Annotated in this window: 17 protein-coding genes and 1 pseudogene; 11 read left to right on the plus strand and 7 right to left on the minus strand. The window is 66.8% G+C overall.

Annotated features, from left to right (window positions below; genetic code table 11):
• Positions 1-128 precede the first annotated feature (128 nt).
• Positions 129-2,414 (plus strand): TonB-dependent receptor, encoded by a 2,286-nt coding sequence (locus IFT58_RS04955; RefSeq protein ID WP_192094066.1) that lies wholly within the window; start codon positions 129-131, stop codon positions 2,412-2,414.
• A 443-nt stretch (positions 2,415-2,857) separates the two neighbouring features.
• Here the strand turns inward: IFT58_RS04955 and IFT58_RS04960 are convergent, their stop codons facing one another.
• Both IFT58_RS04960 and rsgA read right to left on the minus strand, forming a co-directional pair.
• The gene (locus tag IFT58_RS04960) at positions 2,858-4,111 is read right to left on the minus strand and encodes a flavohemoglobin expression-modulating QEGLA motif protein (protein WP_192094067.1); all 1,254 of its coding nucleotides are present in this window, start codon (positions 4,109-4,111) and stop codon (positions 2,858-2,860) included.
• Positions 4,112-4,193: 82 nt separating this feature from the next.
• A complete protein-coding gene (rsgA, locus tag IFT58_RS04965; protein ID WP_192081286.1) occupies positions 4,194-5,288 on the minus strand; it encodes a ribosome small subunit-dependent GTPase A in 1,095 nt (364 codons plus the stop codon).
• 121 nt (positions 5,289-5,409) lie between these two features.
• Here rsgA and IFT58_RS04970 point away from each other — a divergent pair, with 121 nt between their 5' ends.
• From IFT58_RS04970 to IFT58_RS04980, 3 genes are all read left to right on the plus strand, one after another.
• Positions 5,410-6,687 carry a pyridoxal phosphate-dependent aminotransferase gene (locus IFT58_RS04970; RefSeq protein WP_192094068.1) on the plus strand — a complete coding sequence of 426 codons (1,278 nt, stop codon included), beginning with the start codon at positions 5,410-5,412 and terminating at the stop codon, positions 6,685-6,687.
• Positions 6,688-6,692: 5 nt separating this feature from the next.
• Positions 6,693-7,304 carry an SGNH/GDSL hydrolase family protein gene (locus IFT58_RS04975; RefSeq protein WP_192094069.1) on the plus strand — a complete coding sequence of 204 codons (612 nt, stop codon included), beginning with the start codon at positions 6,693-6,695 and terminating at the stop codon, positions 7,302-7,304.
• A gap of 67 nt (positions 7,305-7,371) precedes the next feature.
• Positions 7,372-8,031, plus strand: a complete 660-nt coding sequence (locus tag IFT58_RS04980) for a methyltransferase domain-containing protein (protein ID WP_192094070.1) — start codon at positions 7,372-7,374, stop codon at positions 8,029-8,031.
• 36 nt (positions 8,032-8,067) lie between these two features.
• On the opposite strand, the gene IFT58_RS04985 is transcribed toward IFT58_RS04980, so the two are convergent.
• On the minus strand, positions 8,068-8,847 hold the full coding sequence (locus IFT58_RS04985) for a polysaccharide deacetylase family protein (protein ID WP_192094071.1): 780 nt from the start codon (positions 8,845-8,847) through the stop codon (positions 8,068-8,070).
• Between the two features lie 59 nt (positions 8,848-8,906).
• Here IFT58_RS04985 and grxD point away from each other — a divergent pair, with 59 nt between their 5' ends.
• On the plus strand, positions 8,907-9,833 hold the full coding sequence (gene grxD, locus IFT58_RS04990; RefSeq protein ID WP_188326206.1) for a Grx4 family monothiol glutaredoxin: 927 nt from the start codon (positions 8,907-8,909) through the stop codon (positions 9,831-9,833).
• A 99-nt stretch (positions 9,834-9,932) separates the two neighbouring features.
• Here grxD and IFT58_RS04995 read toward each other — a convergent pair whose 3' ends face one another.
• Entirely contained in the window at positions 9,933-10,472 is a 540-nt protein-coding gene (locus IFT58_RS04995) for a DUF924 family protein (protein ID WP_188327187.1), read from the minus strand.
• A 186-nt stretch (positions 10,473-10,658) separates the two neighbouring features.
• Between IFT58_RS04995 and IFT58_RS05000 the strand changes: the two genes are divergently transcribed.
• The 6 genes and pseudogenes from IFT58_RS05000 to IFT58_RS05025 all read left to right on the plus strand — a co-directional run bounded on the left by IFT58_RS05000 (position 10,659) and on the right by IFT58_RS05025 (position 16,449).
• Entirely contained in the window at positions 10,659-12,062 is a 1,404-nt protein-coding gene (locus IFT58_RS05000) for an amidohydrolase (protein WP_192081283.1), read from the plus strand.
• A gap of 104 nt (positions 12,063-12,166) precedes the next feature.
• Positions 12,167-13,345 (plus strand): annotated as a pseudogene (locus IFT58_RS05005) (amidohydrolase family protein); the annotation flags it as partial.
• A gap of 19 nt (positions 13,346-13,364) precedes the next feature.
• On the plus strand, positions 13,365-13,994 hold the full coding sequence (locus IFT58_RS05010) for a DsbA family protein (protein ID WP_192094073.1): 630 nt from the start codon (positions 13,365-13,367) through the stop codon (positions 13,992-13,994).
• Between the two features lie 83 nt (positions 13,995-14,077).
• A complete protein-coding gene (locus IFT58_RS05015) occupies positions 14,078-15,019 on the plus strand; it encodes a DegV family protein (RefSeq protein ID WP_188326202.1) in 942 nt (313 codons plus the stop codon).
• Between the two features lie 72 nt (positions 15,020-15,091).
• Positions 15,092-15,427, plus strand: coding sequence for a hypothetical protein (locus tag IFT58_RS05020; RefSeq protein ID WP_188326201.1), 336 nt, complete (start codon positions 15,092-15,094; stop codon positions 15,425-15,427).
• A 161-nt stretch (positions 15,428-15,588) separates the two neighbouring features.
• Positions 15,589-16,449: a PA4780 family RIO1-like protein kinase gene (locus IFT58_RS05025; protein WP_188326200.1), complete on the plus strand. Its 861-nt coding sequence runs from the start codon at positions 15,589-15,591 to the stop codon at positions 16,447-16,449.
• A gap of 86 nt (positions 16,450-16,535) precedes the next feature.
• Here IFT58_RS05025 and fghA read toward each other — a convergent pair whose 3' ends face one another.
• The 3 genes from fghA to IFT58_RS05040 form a co-directional block, all read right to left on the minus strand.
• Positions 16,536-17,354 (minus strand): S-formylglutathione hydrolase, encoded by an 819-nt coding sequence (gene fghA / locus IFT58_RS05030; RefSeq protein ID WP_192094074.1) that lies wholly within the window; start codon positions 17,352-17,354, stop codon positions 16,536-16,538.
• Positions 17,355-17,405: 51 nt separating this feature from the next.
• The gene (locus IFT58_RS05035; RefSeq protein ID WP_188326198.1) at positions 17,406-18,515 is read right to left on the minus strand and encodes an S-(hydroxymethyl)glutathione dehydrogenase/class III alcohol dehydrogenase; all 1,110 of its coding nucleotides are present in this window, start codon (positions 18,513-18,515) and stop codon (positions 17,406-17,408) included.
• Between the two features lie 88 nt (positions 18,516-18,603).
• Entirely contained in the window at positions 18,604-18,879 is a 276-nt protein-coding gene (locus tag IFT58_RS05040; protein WP_192094075.1) for a metal/formaldehyde-sensitive transcriptional repressor, read from the minus strand.
• Positions 18,880-18,907 lie beyond the last annotated feature (28 nt).

The following is an 18,907-nucleotide window of genomic DNA, read 5'->3' on the forward strand; positions in this document are numbered from 1 at the left end:
TTGCATAAAGCGAACAGCGTCGCAGTTACAACGAACGTTCGCTTTACCGTCAAAAAGCCGTCATTTCCGCTTTGCATAGTGGTTGGTGACCTGCAGCACGCAGGCCTTCCCCCATGCAACGGACCGACATGCAGACCCGACACCTGACGATTGCCGTGGCGATCGCGCTTTGCGCCGCCAACGCCCACGCCGCCGGCGAAACCCTCGCCGATACCGCCGTCACGGCGCAGACCCTGGACGCCGTTTCGGTGATCGGTCAAGGCGAAACCCGCCAGGTGCAGCGCATAACAGCCGTGGACAAGCAGGTACTGCCGCCCGGCACCAGCGGACAGAAGATCCTGGATCGCCTGCCCGGCGTGTCGGTGCAATCCAACGATGCGTTCGGGGCCAATGAGGAATCACAGACCATCAGCCTGCGCGGGTTCGACAAGAGCCGCCTCGGTTACACGCTGGACGGCATCCCGCTGGGCGACAACAGCTACGGCAACTACAACGGCCTGAGCATCGCCCGTGCACTGATCGCCGAGAATCTTGCCGGCGCCGAGCTCTCGCAGGGCATCGGCTCGCTGGGGGTCGCGTCCACCAGCAACCTGGGCGGCGCCATCCAGTACTTCTCGATGGACCCCTCCACCGAGTTCGGTGGTCGTGCCAGCATCACCGCCGGCGATGACAACCAGCGTCGCGGCTATCTGCGCGTGGACACCGGCGACCTCAACGGTTTTTCCGCCTATGTGTCCGGTGTGCACCAGGACGCCGACATGTGGGCCGCACCGTATCAGAACCAGACCACGCGCCAGTTCAATGCGAAAGCCGTATGGCAGGTCGGCGACAACCGTTTCGGCGCCTTCGCGGCGACCTCGCGCGCCAGCCAGGCGAACTATGCGTACCTGTCCAAGAGCATGCTGGAACGTGGCTTGGGCTATGACTGGAACATCTACGCGCCGGACTGGGACCGCGCGGTTGCCGCCGCGTACTGCGCACCGGCCACGCGCGATCCGGCACGCTGCGCCTTCAGCGGCGGCGTCAACAGCATCGATGATGCGTACTACCAGAGCCGTGCGCTGCGCGACGACAACCTGTACGCGCTGGATGCCGACGTCAAACTGGGCGAAGCGGCCGGGTTGAAGCTGCTGGCCTACCACCACGAGAACCGCGGCCAAGGCCATTGGTGGGCGCCGGGCCAGCCCTCCCACCCCGGCACCGATCGTGCGCTGCCGATATCGATCCGCAGCACCAATTACACCATCAACCGCCAGGGTCTCACTGCAGCGCTGACATGGCGCGTGGGTCTGCATGAGCTGGAGGCCGGCCTGTGGTACGAGAAGAACGACCACAACGTCGAACGCAACTTCTACTACATCGATGGCCCGTTCCTGGACGACACGTACCTCAACCATCCGGATCGCCGCCTGTTCGACCAGGACTTCGACATCCGCACGCGGCAGTTCTACGTGCAGGACCGCATGCGCTTCATGGACGATCGCATGACCGTCGATGTCGGCATCAAGAGTCCGAACACCCGGATGACTGCACGCGCCAAGCCGGGCACCGAATCGCTCTATGCCTCCGGCACGTTGACCGCAAAGGAATCGGTGCTGCCGCAGGCCGGCATCAGCTTCAAGCTGAGTCCCCAGCAGGAAGTGTTCGCCTCGTATGCAGAGAACATCGCAGCCTTCGTCGGCGGCGGCAGTGGCGGTCCCCTGCAGGTATCCCCGGAGTCCTTCGCTGCCAGCGTGGATGACCTGGAGCCGGAGAAGTCACGCACGTTCGAGGCAGGGTTCCGTCGCTTCGGCGAGAAGTACCAAGCGTCCCTGGCGGCCTACCACGTGATGTTCGACAACCGCCTGCTGTCGCTCAACCCGTGCACCAGCATCGAAGTCGGCACGCGGCCGGAATGCATCACGCGCTTCATCAACGTCGGCTCGGTCAAGAGCCAGGGCGCCGAGTTGACCTTGATCTTCAAGCCGATCGACGGCCTGCAGTGGTACAACGCGCTGTCCTGGAACAAGACCACTTACGAAGACGACTACACGTCCGGCGGCGCCATCGTGCCGGTGGCCGGCAAGATCACCGTCGACACCCCGCAGCGCATGGCCTCCAGCGAACTGAGCTGGAACCGCGACGGCTTCTTCGCCAGCGTACGTGCCAAGTACACCGGCAAGCGCTACTACACCTACACCAACGACCAGTCGGTGCCGGGCGTGACCACCTTCGATGCCGGACTGGGCTATTCCTTCGGACCGGGCATGGGCCTGCGCGACATCAAGGTATCGCTCAACGCGACCAACCTGACCAACAAGCGCTATGCCGGGCAGTTGAGCTCGTTCGCCCCGACCGATCCGACCGGAACCCGCTACGCGATCCACGCCAGCGCACCACGCCAGGTGTTCATGACAGTGGGTGTGGATTTTTAACCTTCGGCGGGTGTTTGGTTTCGTGGGTTGAGGCGGGGCGAGGGAACCATGCAGGACACGCCGCAAGTACGTCCATGTAGGCTCCTTTCGCCCCGTCCGGGGGCTCAAGGGTCCTGCATGGCTCCCTCGCCCCGCCTCCGGACAGTAGGCCGCCCCCGCCGGGTTGGGGGAGAGAGAAGAGCAAAAGCAAAAGCAAAAGCAAAAGCCGCCGAGCATGGCTCGGCGCTACCGCTTTTCTTTCTTTTTTAACGTGGCGGGCGGCCACCGGAATCTGTCAGGGCCGGGCGGTGGGGCTGGGCGGGGGCGTTGAGCGCCATGGATGGCGCGAAACGAGCGCTACATGGACGTACTTGTGCGCGTCCCCCGACCAGCCCCACCGCCCGGCCCACCCACGGCTCCTGCTCGAAAGCCCGCCACGAGGGGGTCTCACCCGTTCGCCGCACTCACTCCGGCAACAGCTGATCCATCCGTATCCGATTGGCGAACAGGGAAAACGCCAGCATTCCCGCCAGCCCATTGGCGCGGCTCACCCACTGTGGCAACCAGCGCGGCGGCTGCAGAATGCCCGCCTCGAACAACGGTGCGAAGGTGATCGCATCGGTCAGCGTCATCTTGCCAGCGAACAACCACCGGCAAACCTGTAGGCGATCCTCGGCCAGCATGTGGCGGAAGAACGTGTGCACCGACACCAGCCCGCGCAGGTACACCGTGTCCTTGGTGAAGGCCATGCCACCGCTGGGCGGTACACCGCGGAACACCCGCTGTGCAGAGGCAAAGCTCTCTTCCGCGTTCTGCCCCGCCGCGCAGAAGTAACGGTAGACCTCGATGAAGTCCGCGCCCTCCCGTGCCATCGCAATGGCCTCCGTCCGCAGGCTGATGCGCTTCAGGCGCTGGATGTCGATGCTGCCGGTGATCTGCTCGGCAAAGGTCGCCAAGCCTTCCTGGGTGGCGGTGACGCGCGGCGAGGACAACGCCAGGCTGGGCAGCACAGATTGCTCACGCCCGTTGAGCGCGGTCAGTGAATGCACCAGCGCTTCATGGTGGAACAACTGCGCGCGGTCATAGGCACTGAAGCGCGCACTGGTCCGCAGGCGGAGGCGGGTAGCACCGGCAGCGGCCTTGGAAACCAGCTGCGGATCCAGTTGCACCTGGATGATGCGCGACTCGAAGAAGGCATCCAGATCGCCCTGCAGCTGCAACTGCAGCGCCGTCGCCGAGACCGGCACCTGTTCTTCCGGCGCCAGCAGTTCGTGATCCAGTTCAGTGGCGATCTGGATGAAATGCCGGGCCGCGTCGCGGGTGCTCGGTCCGTTTCCCGGCAGCGGCTGCTCGGGCGACCCGAACAGCCGCACCGAGCAGGCATCGACCGCGGCCGTGCCCAACCCTTCCAGCAGCTGCGCGGCAACATCCCAGCTCTGCGCCGACTCGGCGACATAGCGACCCAGCGGATGATCGGCATCGCACTCGGCGGTCAGCGCGGCCAGCGTACGTCGCGCATCGCTGAAATCCAGCGTGGGATACTCCACGTGCGGCAACCGCGGCTGGCCACTGGCCATGCTCGCCAGGAACGGGGATTGCAGGGCGGCGGGCCAGCTGGTGAGGCTCAGCAGCCGGATGCCACCGACGGCCTCGACCAGCCGCGCATCAAGCGCAGCGTGGTGGGCCACTTCGCGATCCAGCGTCGTGCTCTGGTCCATGAGCAGACTATACGGCAGTGATGGCCGCTGGCCATCAACAGGAGGGGCTGACGGCCAGCGGCCGTCACCATCCCAACGGGCGTCAGCGCCGGCGTGGTTTGCCGGCGCCGCGGCGTGCGGCCGTACGTCGTTCCTGCGCCGTCTCCGCTTGGCGTACCGCCAGCTTGGCGGCGGCGGCAGCCACTTCGTCCTTCAGCTTGAAGTAGTTCAACACGCGGGTTTCTTCGATCGTGCCGTCCTCGATCGCCGCGCGTACCGCGCACCCGGGCTCCTGCTGGTGCAGGCAGTTGCGGAACCGGCACTGCTCGGCCAGGGCCTCGATATCGGCAAAGCCCCCTTCGGCCAGCGTCTCTTCGCCGGTCGGCTTGAGCTCGCGCATGCCAGGCGTATCGATCAGGCAGGCGCCCATCGGCAGCGGCATCAACGCGCGGTGCGTGGTGGTATGGCGGCCGCGCGAGTCATTGGAACGCACGCTGTTCGTCTTCATCCGCTGCTCGCCCAGCAGCGTGTTGGTCAACGTCGACTTGCCGGCTCCGGAGGACCCGACCAGCACCACCGTGTGGCCCGCGCCCAGCCACGGATGCAGCGTGGCGACACTGTCCGCATCCAGTCCGTTCACCGCACGCAGGGCGATGCCCTGCGCTTTCAGTTCATCCAGTACCGCCAGCGCATCTTCGCTGTACTCGGTCTGGTCGGCCTTGGTCAGCACCACCACCGGCACGGCCCCGCCTCCACCGACCAGCAGCAGATACCGTTCGATACGGCGTGGATTGAAATCCGAATCCAGTCCGCAGACGATGAACACCGTATCGACGTTGGCGGCGATGACCTGCTGGTGATAATGCTCGCCCGCCGCGCCGCGCTTGATCGCGGTACGACGCGGCAGCAGCGCGACGATGCGCACCCCCTCCAGCAGGACCCAGTCGCCGACGGCGGGCCGCTCATGGCTGGGGAAGCGCGGGCGCTGCCATTCGGGAAGCGATTCGGCCTTGATTGACGCATCGGGACCGTCTGCCACCACATAGTGCGTCCGGTGCTGCTCGATCACACGCGCCGGCCGCGCCTGCGGATGCGCCTCCATCGCGGTGTACCAGTCGGCCTGGTCGTCCGCCGTGGGTGCTCCCGGCCAGGGCCAGCCAATGGTCTGCAGGGCGTTGTAATCAGGGGTCTCGGTCATCCTGCGCATTCTACCGGCAGCGGGGCATGCGGGCGCGGCGTCAGGCGCCACGCCCCCTTGCCATGCGCTGCAGCAATTCAGCTAGTATGGGCTTTCCATGCCCATTGACGGCCCGTCTGCCATGTCCACCCCCACGCCCAAGCCCCTGGCCATCCGTGAACGCCTTTCCGAAGTGCGCTACGAGATCCGAGGAGAGCTGGCGCGACGAGCGCGGGAACTGGAAGCGCAGGGCCGCACGCTGATCAAGTTGAACATCGGCAACCCGGGCAATTTCGGTTTCCGTGCACCGCAGCACCTGCAGCGCGCGATTGCCGATGACATGGGCCGCACCGACCCGTATACCCACCAGCAGGGGCTGCCTGTGGCCCGCGAGGCGATCGCCGCGGCCTACGCCCGCCGTGGTGCACCCGATGCCCACCCGGACCGCGTATTCGTCGGCAATGGCGTCAGCGAACTGATCGACCTGTCCCTGCGCGCCCTGCTCAACCCGGGCGATGAAGTGCTGGTGCCCTCGCCGGACTATCCGCTGTGGTCGGCCGCCACCATCCTCAACGACGGTCGCCCGGTGTATTACCGCTGCGCGCCGGAAAACGGCTTCCAGCCCGATCCGGACGAGATCGAAGCCCTGGTGTCTTCGCGCACCCGCGCCATCGTGCTGATCAACCCGAACAACCCCAGCGGCGCGAGCTATCCGCGTGAGCTGCTGGAGCGCATCGTCGCCATCGCGCGCAAGCACAACCTGCTGCTGATGGTTGATGAAATCTACGACCAGATCCTGTACGACGACGCGGTCTTCCAGCCGGTGGCCCCGCTCGCCGGCGACCTGCCCTGCCTCACCTTCAGCGGCCTGAGCAAGGTGCATCGCGCCTGCGGCTGGCGGGTGGGCTGGGCGATGCTGTCCGGCGAGGCGGAACGGCTGGGCGACTTCCGTGCGGCGATGGACCTGCTGAGCGCGTTGCGCCTGTGCGCGAACGTGCCGGGCCAGTACGCGATCGACGCGGCCGTGAACGGGCCCGATACGATCAGCCCGCTGTGCACGCCGGGCGGCCGCCTGTACGAAACCCGTCGTGCGGTGATCGACGCCTGTGCCGCCAGCGAGCATCTTTCGCTGGTCGCTCCCGCCGGCGCGCTGTATGCCTTCCCCGCCATCGTCGGTGATGCCGCGAAGGGGGTGGATGACCATGAATTCGCGCTCGATCTGATGAACAATGAAGGGGTGCTGGTGGTACCAGGCTCCAGCTTCAACGTGCCGTACCGCCATCATTTCCGGGTCACCCTGCTGCCGGAAGCGGCAGTGATGCGCGATGTATTCGCGCGCATTGATCGCGCCCTGGCGCGCCGTGCAGAGGCCAACCGCAAGGTCGTGCCGCTGAAGCGACGCCGTTCGGCGGTCGCCTGACCGTCATGACGCTGCGCTGGCTGGCCCTGGGTGATTCCTACACCATCGGTGAAGGCGTACCGGTGGCCGGTCGGTGGCCGCAGCAACTGGCGGCGCTGCTGCGTGCCCGCGGGATTGCGCTGACCGATCCGCATACCATCGCCACCACCGGGTGGACGACCGACGAACTGGATGCCGGCATCGATGACGCTGCGCCCCGTGGTCCCTTCGACTTCGTCAGCCTGCTGATCGGCGTCAACAACCAGTACCGCGCGCGCGCCGTGGATGCGTACGCGGTGGAGTTCACCGCGCTGCTGCAGCGCGCGCTTGCCTTCGCCGGCGGCAACGCCGGGCGGGTGCTGGTGCTGTCGATCCCGGACTGGGGCGTCACCCCGTTTGCCGAGGGCCGCGACCGCGCGGCGATCGCACGGGCGCTGGATGACTACAATCGTGCGGCCGAGGAGATCTGCAACGCGCACGGCGTGGTTTTCGTGGATATCACCGACCTGTCCCGCCAGCACGGGGCCGAACCGGCCATGCTGGTCGACGATGGGCTGCATCCTTCCGCCGCGCTGTATGCGCTGTGGGCGCAGCGCGCCCTGCCGCTGGCCGAGCGCCTGCTCGCCCGCGACGCCTGATCGGGTGACCGGCGCGCCGTCCTCCGCAGCGCACCTGCCCTCGCCGCTGACGCCGTCGCAGGCACGCATGATCGCCACCGCCTTTCTGCCCGACAGCCGCTGGGGCAACCGCAGCCGCTATTACTACGTGCAGGCCAAGCTGCGCAGCGACCCGCTGTATCACGGCGTACTGCAGGCCTTGCCGACCGATGCGTTGCCCGTACTCGACCTGGGCTGCGGTCTGGGCCTGCTGGGCCACGTGATGCGCCTGCAGGGTCATGCGCAGGGGTATGTCGGGCTGGATGTCGATGCGGGCAAGATCCACCACGCCCACCAGGCGCTGCAGCGTGCCGGGCTGGTCGACGCCCGTGTCGATCCGCTGGACCTGCGACGCCCCCTGCCAGCGCACTGCGGGCACGTCGCCGTGCTGGATGTGCTGCACTACCTGGACGCGCCGTCGCAGACCCTCCTGCTGCGTGCGGCCGCCGCGCGGGTGGCCGCAGGCGGACGCCTGCTGCTGCGCACGCCGTTGGACACAGGCGATGGCCGTGACCGCACCACCCGGCTCACCGACCGGCTTGGATGGCTGTCAGGCTGGATGCGCACCCGGCCGCGCCACTACCCCCGACCGGAGGCGCTGACCGAGGTACTGGTCGAGGCGGGTCTTGAGGTCGAGCGTCCGCGCGCCCTGCATGGGCGAACACCGTTCAACAGCTGGCTGCTGGTGGCCCAGCGCCCCGCCGGCTGACGGCCGGAAGGCGCTGTGGCCGGCGGGCGGGCCCCATCATTCCGCAGGCAGACGGGCCTTCAGTCCACGCGCGTCCAGCGCCTGCAGCACGCCTTCGATGATCGTCAGGTTGTGCCCATGCGCACTGCCCTCGTGCAGCAGCACGATCGCCCCTGCCCGCAGATCAGGCGCCAGCCGCGCCAGCACCTGCGCCGGCGTGCAGGACACGCCGTCGAAACCGCGCGCACTCCAGCCGACGCGGGTCAGGCCGTGCTGTCGCAGCAACGGGGCGACGAACGGATTGGTCATGCCGACCACCGAGCGGTACCAGCGCGGCGGCTGCCCGGTCAGCGCCTGCAGGGCGTACTGGCACCGACCCAGTTCGGCTGCCATGGCCGTCGCCCCCAGACGCCAGAAGCGCCGCTCCGGGTGCGTGTGGCTGTGGTTGCCCAGGTCGTGCCCGCGCGCCACGATCTCGCGCACCAGCTCCGGCTGGGCCAGTGCGCGCTCACCGACCAGGAAGAAGGTCGCCCGTGCCTGGTGCCGGTCCAGCAGGTCCAGCACGCGGCGCGTATCCGGTCCCGGTCCATCGTCGATGGTCAGCCAGACCGCGTCGACCGCAACCGGCAGCCGGCTGACGACCGGGGCGTAGAAGCGGCTGTTCGGCAGGAATACCGGCAGCAGGAACAGCGCATGGCTGGCCAGCAGCAGGCATAGGCCCCAGGCCCAGCCAGCCCACAGCCACACCCCCAGCGCCAGCACCTGGGACACGGCGAACGCGGCCAGGGCATGCCATGGCCAGCGCGGGGGGCAATGCAGCGTTTCCACAGCGGTCATGCCCCATGATGCCACGGGGGGTAGAATCAGCGGTTCGATATCACCGGATTTCAACCGCCATGTCCCTCGATCCCGCCCTGCGCTCGCGCATCGACACCATTCTCGCCAACGACCGCGTCGTGCTGTTCATGAAGGGACAGCCGGCCATGCCGCAGTGCGGCTTCTCGGCCAAGGCCGTGGGCGCGCTGCAGGATCTGGGCGTGGAGTTCGGCCACGTCAACGTGCTCGCCGACCAGGACATCCGCGAAGGCATCAAGCAGTACGGCGACTGGCCGACCATCCCGCAGCTGTACATTGATGGCGAACTGGTCGGCGGCAGCGACATCATCCTGCAGATGGCCTCCAGCGGCGAGTTGAGCAGCGTGCTCGGCCTGGCCGCGCCGGATCGCACCCCGCCGTCGATCACCGTCACCCCGGCCGCCGTGGAGATGCTGAAGGGCGCGCTGGCCGATTCGCCCGGCGCGTCGCTGCAGCTGGGCATCGATGCCCGCTTCCAGCCGAACTTCCAGCTGGCCCCGTTCGATGCCAATGCCATCGCTGCCGAATCCAACGGCCTGCGCGTGCAGTTCGACCTGGCCAGCGCGCGCCGCGCCGACGGCGTCACCATCGACTGGGTGGACGACATCCGCGGCAAGGGCCTTGCCATCGACAACCCGAACGCCCCCAAGGCGATCACCGAGCTGTCGGTGCGCGATGCCGATGACCTGGTGCGTGCCGGTACGGTCGTGCTGGTCGACGTGCGCCCCGCCGAAGAGCGTGCGATCGCTGCCGTCGGCGTGCCGTTCAAGGTGTTCGATGGCAACGGTCGTGCCGAGCTGGAAGCGTTGCCGAAGGACACCGCGCTGGCCTTCCTGTGCCACCACGGTGGCCGCAGCGCGCAGGCCGCCGAACAGTTCCGCGCATTGGGTTTCAGCAAGGTGCACAACGTGACCGGCGGCATCGATGCGTGGTCCGACGACGTCGACAACGGCGTGCCGAAGTACTGAGCCCTCCCCGGATGGCGGGCCGCTGTGCCCGCCTTTTCAAGGTAGCGCCGAGCCATGCTCGGCGAACCGGGCCACGGCATCGCGGTTGACGGGCCCCTCCTACCCGCTGAAACCGCCCTCTGCCAGATAGTCCAGCTCGTCCAGCGTCGGCATCCGGCCGAGCACCGCATTGCGGTGCGGGAAGCGCCCGAAGCGCTGGATCAGCTCACGATGCAGTTCGGCGAACTGCAGGTACTCCTTGTCACCCAGCACGTCGAACATCGACACCGACCGTTCCTGGTCCTGCGGGTCTTCGGAGTGCTCGAACGGCAAATAGATGAAAGCGCGCAGTTTCGGCACCAGCTGCAGGTCCAGTCCCTCCTCCACTGCCCGCATGGCGTAGTGCCTTGCCAGTCCATCGGTGGCATACGAGTGGGCGGTGCCGCGGAAGCAGTTGCGCGGGAACTGGTCCAGCAGGAGCATCAGCGCCAGCGCGCCCTCCGCCGTGGACAGCCAGTACTCGCGTGCCCGTGATGCGGCAGCATGATGCTCCTCAAGGAAAAGACGCCGGAAGTGGGCATCGAACGCATCATCGCGCGCGAACCACTTCGCCGGACCGGCTTCGGTCCAGAACGCCACGACCTGTGCTGCCATGTCCATGTCCTGCTCCACCGGTTGGAGGGGGAACTGCGTGCTCTTCATGGGGCGATTCTACGAGACACAACGGGCTGTGCGTGACCCTGCCCGCAGCACCGCGCTGGCGGCGCCAGGCCGAAGGTCACTTGGCAAGCGGCGGTCCACTCCGCTAGCGTCAGCGACCTGCACCACCATGCTTACGGGGACATCATGCACAACCTGCTGCGCGCCGGCATCGGCCTGGCGCTGCTGTCGCTGGCCGCTGCGCCGGCCACCGGCGCTTCGCGCTTCATCCAGGATCCGTATCCGAGCACGTACCAGCCGCGCAGCAGCGAAGCCGTGCTGATCCACAACGCCACCGTCCTTACCGGTACCGGGCAGCGCCTGGACGATGCGGACGTGCTGCTGCGTGATGGAAAAGTGGCGGAGGTCGGCCGCGGCCTGCAGGCCGGCACCGACGTCCGCCGCATCGACGCGCGCGGCCGCTGGGTGACGCCGGGCCTGATCGACGTGCATTCGCACCTGGGCGTCTACCCCAGCCCCGGCGTCAGCGCGCACAGCGATGGCAACGAGATGACCGCCCCCGTCACCGCCAATGTGTGGGCCGAACATTCCGTGTGGCCGCAGGACCCCGGTTTCGCCGAGGCACTCGCCGGCGGCGTGACCAGCATGCAGGTCCTGCCCGGTTCGGCCAATCTGGTGGGCGGGCGTGGCGTGGTGCTGAAGAACGTACCGACCACGACCTACCAGGCCATGAAATTCCCCGGCGCCCCCTGGGGACTGAAGATGGCCTGCGGCGAAAACCCCAAGCGCGTCTACGGCGGCAAGGGCACCGCGCCCGGTACGCGCATGGGCAATGTGGCGGGATACCGCGCCGCGTTCATCGATGCCAGCGAGTACATCGCCAAGAACACCAGCAAGCCGGCCAAGCCCAAGCGCTGGTTCGGTGGTGACAAGGAAGACAGCAGCGGCGACAGCGGCGGCAAGCGCGACCTCAAGCTGGATACGCTGGCGGGCGCCATCCAGGGCGACATCCGCGTGCACATCCACTGCTACCGCGCCGATGAAATGGCGACGATGCTGGATCTGGCCGACGAGTTCGGCTTCAAGATCGCTGCCTTCCACCATGGCGTGGAAGCCTACAAGCTGGCAGACCGGCTCGCCGCAGAGGGCGTCTGCGGCGCGCTGTGGGCGGACTGGTGGGGCTTCAAGATGGAGGCCTTCGACGGTATCCAGGAGAACATCGCGCTGGTGGATCGGCCCGCCAACAGCTGCGCCATCGTGCACTCGGATTCGCCCGAAGGCATCCAGCGCCTGAACCAGGAAGCGGCGAAGGTGATCGCTTCGGCCCGCCGGGCCAACATGCCGGTCATCGCGCCGGAACGGGCCATCACCTGGATGACCTACAACGCGGCGAAGGCGTTGGGCATCGAGCAGCACACCGGCACGCTGGAGGCCGGCAAGAACGCCGACGTGGTGGTGTGGAACGGCAATCCTTTCAGTTCGTATGCATTGGCCGACGAGGTGTTCATCGACGGCCACCGCTACTTCGACCGCGCCGATCCGGGCAGCAAGCCGGTGTCTGATTTCCGTCTTGGCCAGGAGGTGCGGTGATGGGTAGTCGTTCGACCATGAAGATCAAGCGGCAGCGGGCGTGGCTTGCCCCGGCGATGGCGTTCCTCGCCGCGGCCTCCGTGCTGCCGATGACGGTCACAGCGCAGGACCTGCTGATCCGCAATGCAACCGTGCATACGGTGGGTGCGCGCGGCAGCCTGGACAACGCCGATGTGCTGGTCCGTGCCGGGCTGATCCAGTCCATTGGTACGGGCCTGGCCGCACCGGCCGGGGTGCCGGTGGTGGAAGCCAACGGCCGCCCCCTGACGCCGGCCCTGTTCGGTGGCATCACCGAGATCGGCATCGAAGAGGTGTCGGGCGAAGAGAGCACCGTGGACAGCACGCTGACCCTCGATTCGCAGCCGCTGCGGCCTGAGTTCGACGTTACCCTGGCCTACAACCCCGCCTCGATCCTGGTGCCGGTCGCCCGCGTGGAGGGCATCGGTTTCACTGCACTGGGTGCGCATACCGGCGGCGGCTTCGTCGCCGGCCAGGGCGGCGTGGTGCGACTGGACGGCAGCGCCGATCCGATCGGCCCCCGTGCGCTGTACCTGCGCCTGGGGTCGGCTGCCGCCGAGCTGACCGGCAAGTCGCGCGCCGCGCAGTGGATGCTGCTGCAGCAGATGATCGACGAAGCGCGTGGCCGGGTCGGCACCGATTCACCGCATGCCCTGCTCACCGCCGCGGGGCGCCGCACGCTGGCCGATTACCTGGCGGGCAAGGGCCGCATCATCATCGAGGTGGACCGCGCATCGGACATCCGCCAGTTGCTGCGCTGGTCCGCACGCGAGAAGGTCAAGATCGCGATCGTGGGAGGCGCCGAAGCCTGGCAACTGGCCGCAGAACTCGCGCAGGCACGCGTGCCCGTGTTCGTCGACGGCCTGGGCAACCTGCCCACGACCTTCGACCAGATCGGCGCCACGCTTGAAAATGCCGCCCGCCTGCGCAAGGCCGGCGTGGAGGTCAGCTTCGCGCAGAGTGGCGATGCCTCGCACAACGCGCGCAAGATCCGCCAGTTGGCCGGCAACGCCGTAGCGCATGGACTGCCCTGGGCGGACGGCCTGGCCGGTCTGACCCGCGTACCGGCCCAGGCACTCGGTGTCGGCGATCGCATCGGCAGCATCGAAGTGGGCAAGCTGGCGGACCTGGTGTTGTGGGAAGGCGATCCGCTGGATGTGGCCCACTATGCCGAACAGGTGTGGCTGGGCGGGCGAGCGATGCCCATGCGTTCGCGCCAGACCGAGCTGCGCGACCGCTACCTGCAGCGCACCGCACAGCCCTGACCCCGACGGAGACGATGCAATGGCGCTGCGCTGGTACTTCGATTTCGTCTCCCCGTACGCCTATCTGCACTGGCAGAAACTGAAGACCCTGCCGCAGTTCCCGCGCATCCAGCCGGTCCCCATCGCCCTGGGGGCCGTACTGCATCACCTGGGCAACCTGGGGCCGGCCGAGATCCCGGCAAAGCGGCGCTTCGCCTATCGGCAACTGCTGTGGACGGCGCAGCAGGAAGGGGTGGCCCTGCGCTTTCCACCGGCCCATCCGTTCAATCCGCTGCCCGCCCTGCGCCTGTGCATCGCTGCCGGCTGCACCACGGCAGCCGTTGATGCGCTGTTCGACTGGATCTGGGCTCAGGGCCGCGCTGCCGATGAGGCGGCTGCACTTGCCCAGCTGGCGGAGGTGCTGGACGTGGAGGATGTCGCCAGCGCCATCGCCGCGGTGGAGGTGAAGGAGGCCTTGCGCCGGAATACCGATGCCGCGATCGCGGCCGGGGTATTCGGCGTGCCGACGCTGTCGGTCGATGGCGAACTGTTCTGGGGCAACGATGCGCATCGGTTGATGGCAGCCGTGCTGGACGATCCGGCCCTGCTGATGCAGCCGGACTGGCAGGCCGTGCTGGACCTGCCCACCGCCGTGCACCGGAATCGCTGAACGTCCGGCACGCGCGCGGCCCTCCATTTTGCGATAGCGTTCACGCTTTCAAGCCAGCAAACGCGCCTGGAGGGGGCCTGCGAATGCGTATAGGAATCGTCGTCGACTCGGCCTGCGACCTGCCGCAGGACTTCATCACCCAGCACAGGATCGTCCTGCTGCCCATCACCGTGCGGATCGGTGAAGCCATCCTGGCCGACCACCGTGACGAGCAGGCCACCCTGAGTTTCCTGCATGCCCACGTTGCCGAGCATGGCGCCGAAGCGGAGACCATCCCCTTCAGCGTGCAGCAGATCCGCGACCTGTTCCTGCAGCGCCTGGTCATCGATTACGACCACGTGTTCTGCATGACCATCACCAAGACGCGCAGTCCGATCCACGACAACGCGATGCAGGCCAGCTTCGCCATCCTCAACGATTACAAACCCGTCCGGCAGGCGGCGGGCTTCAACTCGCCCTTCGCCCTGCGGGTGATCGACACGCAGAACCTGTTCGCCGCCCAGGCGGTGACCGCGATCGAGGCCGTGCGCCTACGTGAAAGCGGCGCCAGCGTGCAGCAGATCCGCGAGCGGCTGGAAGAACTGGCCGGCAACGTGCATGGCTACATGATCACACGCGACCTGTATTACATGCGCGCGCGGGCCCGGCACAAGGGCGATCGCAGCGTCGGATTGCTCAGTGCGGCGCTGGGTAGCGCGCTGGACATCAAGCCGGTACTGCACGGGTATCGGGGCGAAACCGGCCCGGTGGCCAAGATCAAGGGCTTCGACAACGCCGTGACCAAGCTGTTCGATGTGGTCGGCCAGCGCGTACGTGCCGGGCTGATGACTCCGACCGTGTGCCTGAGCTATGGCGGCGAACTGGACGAACTGCGTGCCCTGCCTGGCTATGCATCGCTGCGCCAGGTCTGTGGGGACCATGGCGTGGAGGTCTATGAAACGGTGATGAGCCTGACCGGCATGGTCAACGTCGGCAAGGGGGCGCTGACCGTCGGCTTCGCGGACGGTCCGCATCGTTTCGAATGATGAGGCCAGAGCACTCTGCACACGGTTTGCACTTCGCCCCTGCAACGCTTGGCACATTGAACGGAGATCCCGATGACCACGTACTACATCAGCCTGCCTGACCCGGCCAAAGCCCGCGGCAACGACACCGCCCTGTCCTTTCATTCGCAGGGCGCGCAGGGATTTGCTGAAGAACTGCAGGCCGCGTTGACTTCCACGGCACTGTTCGACAAATGGAAGGCAAAGCAGAACGACCCCGATGCCGTCCCCGCACAGTGGGGCGTGACCGATCCGGGCGCCACCGTGAGCGGCACCCAGGATGACCTGCGGATCAACCTGCAGGTGACCACCAGCATCAACGGCGACGTCTTCCGCCAGCGCATGGGCCTGCTCGCCGGCCACCACTGGGAACTCCGCGAAGTCCGCTGAAACAAAAGGGGACGGAGGGGATTAAGTCGTTTTCGGCCATGCCGCCTGCGCCTTGATCCCCTCCGTCCCCTTTTTGCGGCGGGTGGCCGCAGCGGCGGGAAGGTGCGAAAATCCCCCTCTTTCTGGCCAGCCATTGGCGTCGGCCGCCCCACCGAGGTTCCGTGAAGACCCCCCCAGGCTTGCAGTCGCTGATCGACGACGGCGTTATCGATGAAGTGCTGCGTCCGCTGAAAAGTGGCAAGGAAGCGGCTGTGTACGTGGTACGCAGCGGCGACGACGTGCGCTGCGCCAAGGTCTACAAAGACATGGCCCAGCGCAGTTTCCAGCAGCGCGTGCAGTATCAGGAAGGCCGCAAGGTCCGTGGCAGCCGCGAATCCCGCGCGGTGGGCAAGGCCAGCAAATACGGCCGCAAGCAGCAGGAAACCGCTTGGAAGAACACCGAAGTGGACGCGCTGTACCAGTTGCGCGACGCCGGCGTACGTGTACCCGAGCCCCACGGTTACTTCCATGGCGTGCTGGTGATGGAGCTGGTGACCGATGCGGACGGCTTCTCGGCGCCCCGGTTGGGCGAAGTCGAACTGGAACCGGACCAGGCCCGTGAGTTCCATCAGGTACTGGTCCGCCAGGTCGTGCGCATGCTCTGCTGCGGCCTAATCCACGGCGATCTGTCGCCCTACAACGTACTGGTCGGCCCCGATGGACCGGTGGTGATCGACTTTCCGCAGGTGGTCAGCGCGGGCGGCAACAATGCAGCCCGGACGATGCTGCTGCGCGATGTGAACAATCTCACCGCCTACCTCGGCCGCTTCGCCCCGGAGCTGCTGGACAGCTGGTATGGCGAAGAGATGTGGGCCCTGTTCGAGGCCGGCGATCTGCTGCCGGACAGCCCGCTGACCGGCATCTTCGTCCATGACGAATCCACCATCGACCTGGACAGCGTGCGCCACGCCATCAACGATGCCCGCGAAGAAGCCCTGATCCGCCAGCAGGGCCGCGAAGCCGCCGAAGAAGACGACGACTGAAGAATGCAAAAAAGGGGACGGAGGGGATTAAGTCGTTTCTGGCCGTCAGGCCGGAAACGACTTAATCCCCTCCGTCCCCTTTTTTTTCAGCGGGCGTGGTGGGCGATGTGCTCGCCGATGAAGGTGGCGATGAAGTAGTAGCTGTGGTCGTAGCCGGGCTGCATGCGCAGCTGCAGCGGGTGGCCCGCGGCTTCGCAGGCGGCCTGCAGGCGCTGGGGTTGCAGTTGTGCACCCAGGAACTCGTCTGCGTCGCCTTGGTCGATCAGCAACGGCAGCCGCTCGCTGGCGGTCGCGACCAGTTCACTGGCATCCCACTGTGCCCAGCTGCTGCGGTCTTCGCCGAGGTAGGCGGTGAACGCTTTCTCGCCCCACGGCACCTGGCTGGGCGCGACGATGGGAGAAAACGCAGACACGCTGCGGTAGCGGCCCGGGTTGCGCAGTGCCAGCACCAGCGCGCCATGTCCGCCCATCGAATGGCCGCTGATGCCCCGTTGGTCGGTTGCCGGGAAATGGGCTTCGATCAGCGCCGGCAGCTCCTCAACAATGTAGTCGTGCATCCGGTAGTGCGCCGCCCACGGATCCTGGGTGGCATTGAGGTAGAAACCCGCGCCCTTGCCAAGGTCGTAGCTTTCCGCATCGGCCACGTCATCGCCACGTGGACTGGTGTCCGGCGCGACCAGGATGATGCCGTGCTCGGCCGCGTAGCGCTGCGCGCCGGCCTTGGTGATGAAGTTCTGCTCGTTGCAGGTCAGTCCGCTCAGCCAATACAGCACCGGCAGCTTGCGCGTCGCCGCCTGCGGGGGCAGGTACACCGCGAACTTCATCTCGCAGCCCAGCACCTCTGACTGATGCTGGTATACGTCCTGCCAACCGCCCGCGCAGGCGCGGTGTTCAATGCGTTCCATCAGGGTGTCTCCGGTTGTCCAGAAAGCGCCGGCACGAGGCCGGCGCGCGCTTCAGAAATGCACGACCGAGCGGATCGATTTGCCTTCATGCATCAGCTCGAAGGCGTCGTTGATCTGCTCGAGGTCCATGGTGTGGGTAACGAACGGTGCCAGCTCGATGTCGCCCTTCATCGCATCCTCGACCATGCCCGGCAGCTGGCTGCGGCCCTTGACGCCACCGAAGGCACTGCCCTTCCAGCTCCGGCCCGTCACCAGCTGGAACGGACGGGTGGAGATCTCCTTGCCGGCACCGGCGACGCCGATCACCACTGACTGTCCCCAGCCGCGGTGTGCGCATTCCAGCGCCGCGCGCATCACGTTGACGTTGCCGATGCACTCGAAGCTGTGATCAACGCCCCAACCGGTCATTTCCACCACGACCTGCTGGATCGGCGCTTCATGATCATTCGGGTTCACACAATCGGTGGCACCGAACTCGCGTGCCAACTCGAACTTGGACGGGTTGGTGTCGATGGCGATGATGCGGCCGGCCTTGGCCTGGCGCGCGCCCTGGATCACGGCCAGCCCGATGCCGCCCAGGCCGAACACCGCCACGCTGTCGCCTTCCTGCACCTTCGCGGTGTTGTGGACGGCACCGATGCCGGTGGTGACGCCGCAGCCCAGCAGGCAGACCTGCTCCGGGTTGGCGTCCGGGTTGATCTTGGCCAGCGATACCTCGGCCACCACGGTGTACTCGCTGAAGGTCGAGCAGCCCATGTAGTGGTAGATCGGTTCACCGTTGTAGCTGAAGCGGGTGGTGCCATCAGGCATCACGCCCTTGCCCTGGGTGGCACGCACGGCGACGCAGAGATTGGTCTTGCCGCTTTTGCAGAACAGGCACTCGCCGCACTCGGCGGTGTACAGCGGAATCACGTGATCGCCCGGCTGCACGCTGGTCACGCCCTCGCCGACTTCCACCACGATGCCGGCGCCTTCGTGGCCCAGCACGGCGGGGAACAGGCCTTCCGGATCATCCCCGGACAGCGTGAAGGCATCGGTATGGCAGACGCCGGTATGGGTGATCTTGACCAGCACCTCGCCCTTCTTCGGCGGGGCGACGTCGATCTCGACGATCTTCAGCGGCTGGCCGGGGCCAAATGCAACAGCGGCGCGGGACTTCATGGTGGATTCTCCAGAGGACAGGCAAGGACAAGGGTAGGCAGGTGCGCGTTTCGCGCTTGTTTACGAGGGCCCGCGCGGCGGGCCAGGTTCATTTCAGATAGGAACGGATCAGCGCGCTCATGTCGCGCACGCGCTCGGTGCGCTGTGCATCGGACGCTGCCGGCTGACCGAACTCTTCGCGCAGATGCGCTTCCATCACTTCGGACATCAGCCCGTTGACCGCGCCACGGATGGCGGCGATCTGCTGCAGCACGGGCGCACACTCGGCGCCGGCCTCCAGTGCGCGATCCAGGGCATCGCACTGGCCGCGGATCCGGCGCACGCGAGCCAGCACTTTCTTCTTCTCTTCGAGGGAATGCGGCATCGGGGATCCAGACTGATGAACTATACTG

The organism is Stenotrophomonas sp. CFBP 13718, assembly GCF_014842145.1.
Lineage (GTDB): Bacteria > Pseudomonadota > Gammaproteobacteria > Xanthomonadales > Xanthomonadaceae > Stenotrophomonas.